Raw genomic sequence first — 5,223 nt, 5'->3', positions numbered from 1 at the left:
TCAAGAAACGCGATGGCGGCGTCCATATCGGCAAATGCCGGACTTCCCATAACTGTGAGCGCCATCGCCAGCGCTGTTGATGTCTTCAGTAGTCGGTTCATGCTATATCCTCCCATGGATTGAACCCTCTTTCTCAGTCCTTGCGTGTCCGGGCCATTTACGGGCCTCACCCCTGTGGCTCGGGCACGCGCTCACTTGCGCGGCTTTACACCCAGCGGAACACCGCTATGGCGTAAAGCGCGCAAATTCCCAAAGCCCACCATTGCGGCAGACCACTTAGCGCCAGCCACCCCGCATTGATAAAGGCCGACCCCAGAAGCGTGATGAACAACCTGTCCCCCCGCGTTGTCTCGATTGTCAGAATTCCACGGCGCGGGGTTTCGGGGTATCGGATCGCCAGCGCCGTGAAAATCAGCAGCAGGCAGGCAATCACCAGGAAGAAGATTGCTGTCGGCTGTGTCCATGCCATCCAGTTCAGGTTCATGGCTTTTCCCCCTTAAACGCGGCCCAGGGCAAAGCCCTTGGCAATGTAATTGCGGACAAAATAGATCACGAGTGCGCCCGGCACGATGGTCAGGACACCCGCTGCGGCAAGAACCCCCCAATCTATCCCCGAGGCCCCCACTGTGCGCGTCATGATCGAGGTGATGGGCTGCGCATTGACGGCAGTCAGTGTCCGCGAGAGCAGCAACTCCACCCATGAGAACATGAAGCAGAAGAACGCCGCCACCCCGATGCCCGATGCGATCAGCGGCATGAAAATCTTGACGAAGAAACGCGGGAAGGAATAGCCGTCAATATAGGCGGTTTCGTCAATTTCCTTGGGCACGCCGCGCATGAACCCTTCCAGAATCCAGACCGCCAGCGGCACATTGAACAGTGTATGCGCCAGCGCCACCGCGATATGCGTGTCAAACAGCCCCACGGATGAATACAGCTGAAAGAAGGGCAGCGCAAAGACAGCAGGCGGCGCCATGCGGTTTGTCAGCAGCCAGAAGAACAGGTGCTTGTCGCCGATGAAGCGGTAGCGCGAAAACGCATAGGCCGCAGACAGCGCCACAGCCAGCGACAGGACCGTGTTCATCACCACATAGGTGATCGAGTTGATATAGCCGATATACCAGCTGCGATCGGTCAGGATGGTGCGGTAATTGTCCAATGTCGGGTTTTGCGGCCATAGCGTGAAACTGCCCATGATCTCGCGGTTGGTTTGCAAGCTCATCTTCACCAGCCAGTAAATCGGGATCAGCATGAAGGCGAGGTAGAGCACCATCACCACATGCCGGGTCCGGATTTTGGGAAGCGCGAAGCTGCGCGCTGGGGCGGTGTAAGTGTCTGTGGTTACAGCCATGTTACCGGCCCTCCGCTTTGTCGAGATTGGTCATCACAGTGTAGAACACCCAAGAGACCAGCAGGATCACAAGGAAATACATGATCGAGAAAGCCGCCGCTGGTCCAAGGTCGAACTGCCCCAGCGCCATTTTCACAAGATCGATCGACAGGAAGCTTGTGGCGGTCCCCGGCCCGCCGCCGGTCACGACAAAAGGTTCGGTATAGATCATGAAACTGTCCATGAAGCGCAGCAGAATGGCGATCAGCAGCACGCCTTGCATTTTGGGCAGCTCGATATAGCGAAACACTTTCCAGCGGCTGGCCTGATCGATCTTGGCGGCCTGATAATAGGCCTGCGGGATGGATTGCAGGCCGGCATAGGCCAAAAGCGCCACCAGCGATGTCCAGTGCCAGACATCCATGGTTACAACGATAATCCACGCATGCACCGGATTGCGCGAATAGTTCCAGTTGATATTCAGTATATCCAGCGTGTACCCGATCAGCCCGATATCGGCCCGGCCCAGAATTTGCCAGATCGTGCCCACCACATTCCATGGAATAAGCAGCGGCAATGCCATCAGCACCAGACAGACCGACGCCCAGAAACCCCGCTTGGGCATGCACAGCGCAATCGCAATCCCCAGTGGAATCTGGATGGCCAGAATAATGCCAGAGAACATCAACTGCCGTCCAAAGGCCGAATGCACCTGGGGCGAGGTCAGAACCTCCTGAAACCAGCCTAAGCCCTCCCAGAAGAAGACATTATTGCCGAATGTGTCCTGCACCGAATAGTTGACCACTGTCATTAGCGGAATGACCGCCGAGAAGGCGACAAGCACCAGCACAGGCAGCACCAGAAACCACGCCTTGTTGTTTTGAACCTTATCCATCACACAGCCTCTCTCGCGGGGGTGGCCACCGAATGCAGCGGGGTTACGCGCCAGTCATCAGCATAGACATTCACGCGCTCTGGCATGAATTTCAGCCGGTTGGCATCGGCCGGTACGGCCATGCCTTCGGGCAGGATCGCATTGACAGGTTTGCCCGCAAATTCCGCGCGCAAAATCTGGTGGCGGCCCACATCCTCTATGCGCTTGATCGTTACAGGAATGCCCTCATCGCCGCTGGCCAGCGTCACAAATTCCGGGCGAATGCCGATCTGGACGCGCCCTTTCAGCGCCTTGTAATTCCCCCCCAAGGGAATGGCATGGCCCGCGCAATGGGCGACATTTCCCTTAACTTCGGCCTCGATCAGGTTCATCCCCGGCGAGCCGATGAAATAGCCCACAAAGGTATGCTCTGGCGTGTCGAACAATTCCTCTGGCGTGCCAAGCTGGACCACGCGCCCGTCATGCATGACCACAACCTTGTCGGCAAAGGTCAGTGCCTCGGTCTGGTCATGGGTCACATAGATCATTGTGTGGCCGAATTCATTATGCAGCGCTTTCAACTGTGTGCGCAGCTCCCATTTCATATGCGGGTCGATGACGGTCAGCGGCTCGTCGAACAGGATCGCGTTCACATCCTCGCGCACCATGCCGCGCCCAAGGCTGATTTTCTGCTTCGCATCTGCCGTCAGCCCGCGCGCCTTGCGCTTGAGGCTGTCTTCCATACCGATCATGGCCGCGATCTTTTGCACGCGGGCGGCAATATAGCCGGGGTCCATGCGCCGGTTGCGCAGCGGAAAAGCCAGATTTTCGCCCACTGTCATGGTGTCATACACAACCGGAAACTGGAAAACCTGCGCGATGTTGCGCGCGACTGTGTCTTGCTGCGTCACGTCTTGATCCCCGAACAGGATACGCCCGCGCGATGGCACCAGCAGCCCGGAAATGATATTCAACAGCGTGGATTTGCCGCAGCCGGACGCGCCCAGAAGGGCGTAAGCCTCGCCATCGCCCCAAACATGGTCCAGTTGCTTAAGCGCGAAATCTTCCTCTCCCTTCGGGTTGGGAAGATACGAATGCGCCAGATTATCGAGTGTGATCTGTGCCATATTTTCCCCTCAGGCCGCGCGGACGAAATTGGCAGGTGCCACCAGATCGCCATTTTCCGCGAAAACATAGATATGCGCCGCATCCAGCCAGACTTCGATGTCCGAGCCAAATTCCAGATGATGCACCCCATGCATCAGCCCCACCCAGCGGTCGCCGGAATGATCCAGATGCACAAAGGTTTCAGACCCCGTAATCTCGGTGACGCGCAGGGTGCATCTGAAATGCAGGCCATCACTGCCCTGCGCGGACAGGTGCAAATGGTCAGGGCGGAACCCTGCGGTATAGGTGCCATCATCAAGTGCTGCCAAGGCCCCGATCGCAGGCGCGATCTGGCCTTCGCCAAAGCTTATCTGGTTACCCGCTTTCACAATGCGCGTGAAATTCATGGGCGGGTCCGAGAAAACCCGCGCGGTCTTGGCATCCTTCGGGGTGCGGTAGACCTGCGGTGTCGGGCCGAACTGGGTGATACGCCCTTCCCACATGGTTGCGACATTGCCGCCCAGCAGCAGCGCCTCTTCAGGTTCGGTCGTGGCATAGACGAAGACTGCGCCCGATTGTTCAAAAATCTTCGGGATTTCGGCGCGCAACTCCTCGCGCAGTTTATAGTCCAGATTGGCCAGAGGTTCATCCAGCAGCACCAGCCCCGCATCTTTCACCAGCGCGCGTGCCAAGGCGCAGCGCTGTTGCTGGCCGCCTGACAGCTCCAGCGGTTTGCGCTCCAGCATGGGGGTCAGTTGCATCAACTCGGCCGTCTCGCGGACGCGGCGGTCGATCTCCTTGCGCGAGATGCCCAAAAGTTTCATGGGCGATGCGATATTGTCATAGACCGACATCGACGGGTAATTAATGAATTGCTGGTACACCATCGCCACTTTGCGATCCTGTACGCGCATGCCGGTCACATCGCGGCCTTCCCAAAGAATGCGGCCCGTGGCAGGCACATCCAGCCCCGCCATGATCCGCATCAAGGTGGTCTTCCCCGAGAGCGTGGGACCGAGCAGCACATTCATCGTGCCCCGCTCCAGCGTCAGGTCTGTGGGGTAGATATGGCTCTGCCCCTCGACGATCTTTGAGACGCCCTCCAGTACCAGCGACATGTATTCTCCTCCCTCGGTTTCTTTATTCGGCGGCGCGCATGACCTGTTTTTCGTGACGCGCCATCCATTCCTCCAATGCAGCGGCTTGTGCGGTGTCCAGTCGCAACCCCAGTTTCGAGCGGCGCCACAGCACATCTTGTGCGTTATAGGCATATTCGCGCGTCATCAGCCATATGACTTCGGCCTCGGTCAAGGTGGCACCGAAATCCTTGCCCAGACTGGCCGCGTCGCGCGCCGTGCCCAGAATGGCGCGGGCGTCGGTGCCATAGGCGCGCACCAGCCTGCGCGCCCAGAAATCGCCCAGAAACGGGTAATCGCGCTGCAAGCCCGCCACCAGCGCGCCCACCCCGTCATGCGCAAAATCGCCGCCCGGCAGCGCCACACCTGCGGTCCACGCGCCTTTATCCAGCGGCAGGATGGTGCCGATCTTGTCCAAAGCCTGTTCGGCAAGCCGCCGGTAGGTTGTGATCTTGCCCCCGAAAATATGCAGCACCGGCGCGCCCGCACTCTGGTCTATTTTCAACGTATAATCGCGCGTGGCCGCTGTGGCAGAGCTTGCGCCGTCATCATAAAGCGGGCGCACGCCCGAATAGGACCAGACCACATCCTGTACAGAAACGCTGCGCTTGAAATACTGGCTGGCGAAGCTGCACAGATAGTCGCGTTCCTCATCAGTGCAGCGGGGCATGCGCGCGGGGTCGTCATGTTCGGCATCTGTGGTGCCGATCAGGGTGAAATCCTGCTCGTAGGGAATGGCGAAAATGATCCGCCCATCTGTGCCCTGAAAGAAATAG

At 58.4% G+C, this 5,223-nt stretch carries 6 protein-coding genes; all 6 read right to left on the bottom strand.

The genetic code is table 11. The features are described from left to right. Window positions 1-205: 205 nt before the first annotated feature. Window positions 206-478, bottom strand: coding sequence for a DUF2160 domain-containing protein (locus BG455_RS07855; RefSeq protein ID WP_071469446.1), 273 nt, complete (start codon window positions 476-478; stop codon window positions 206-208). Between the two features lie 18 nt (window positions 479-496). After that, a complete protein-coding gene (locus BG455_RS07850) occupies window positions 497-1,351 on the bottom strand; it encodes a carbohydrate ABC transporter permease (RefSeq protein ID WP_071469445.1) in 855 nt (284 codons plus the stop codon). A 1-nt stretch (window position 1,352) separates the two neighbouring features. Further along, complete coding sequence (locus tag BG455_RS07845; protein ID WP_071469444.1) at window positions 1,353-2,225, bottom strand: carbohydrate ABC transporter permease; 873 nt, start codon at window positions 2,223-2,225, stop codon at window positions 1,353-1,355. After that, entirely contained in the window at window positions 2,225-3,331 is a 1,107-nt protein-coding gene (locus tag BG455_RS07840) for an ABC transporter ATP-binding protein (RefSeq protein WP_071469443.1), read from the bottom strand. Before BG455_RS07840 ends, BG455_RS07845 begins: the two co-directional genes overlap by 1 nt. Before the next feature lie 9 nt (window positions 3,332-3,340). After that, a complete protein-coding gene (locus BG455_RS07835; RefSeq protein WP_071469442.1) occupies window positions 3,341-4,429 on the bottom strand; it encodes an ABC transporter ATP-binding protein in 1,089 nt (362 codons plus the stop codon). 22 nt (window positions 4,430-4,451) lie between these two features. Beyond that, a partial coding sequence (locus BG455_RS07830; protein ID WP_143079895.1) for an FAD-dependent oxidoreductase occupies window positions 4,452-5,223 on the bottom strand: 772 nt, incomplete at its 5' end.

It is taken from the genome of Roseinatronobacter thiooxidans, from assembly GCF_001870675.1.
Taxonomy (GTDB): domain Bacteria; phylum Pseudomonadota; class Alphaproteobacteria; order Rhodobacterales; family Rhodobacteraceae; genus Roseinatronobacter; species Roseinatronobacter thiooxidans.
Note: the sequence above shows the minus strand (reverse complement) of the source record. Positions and strands in the feature narration are given on the sequence as shown.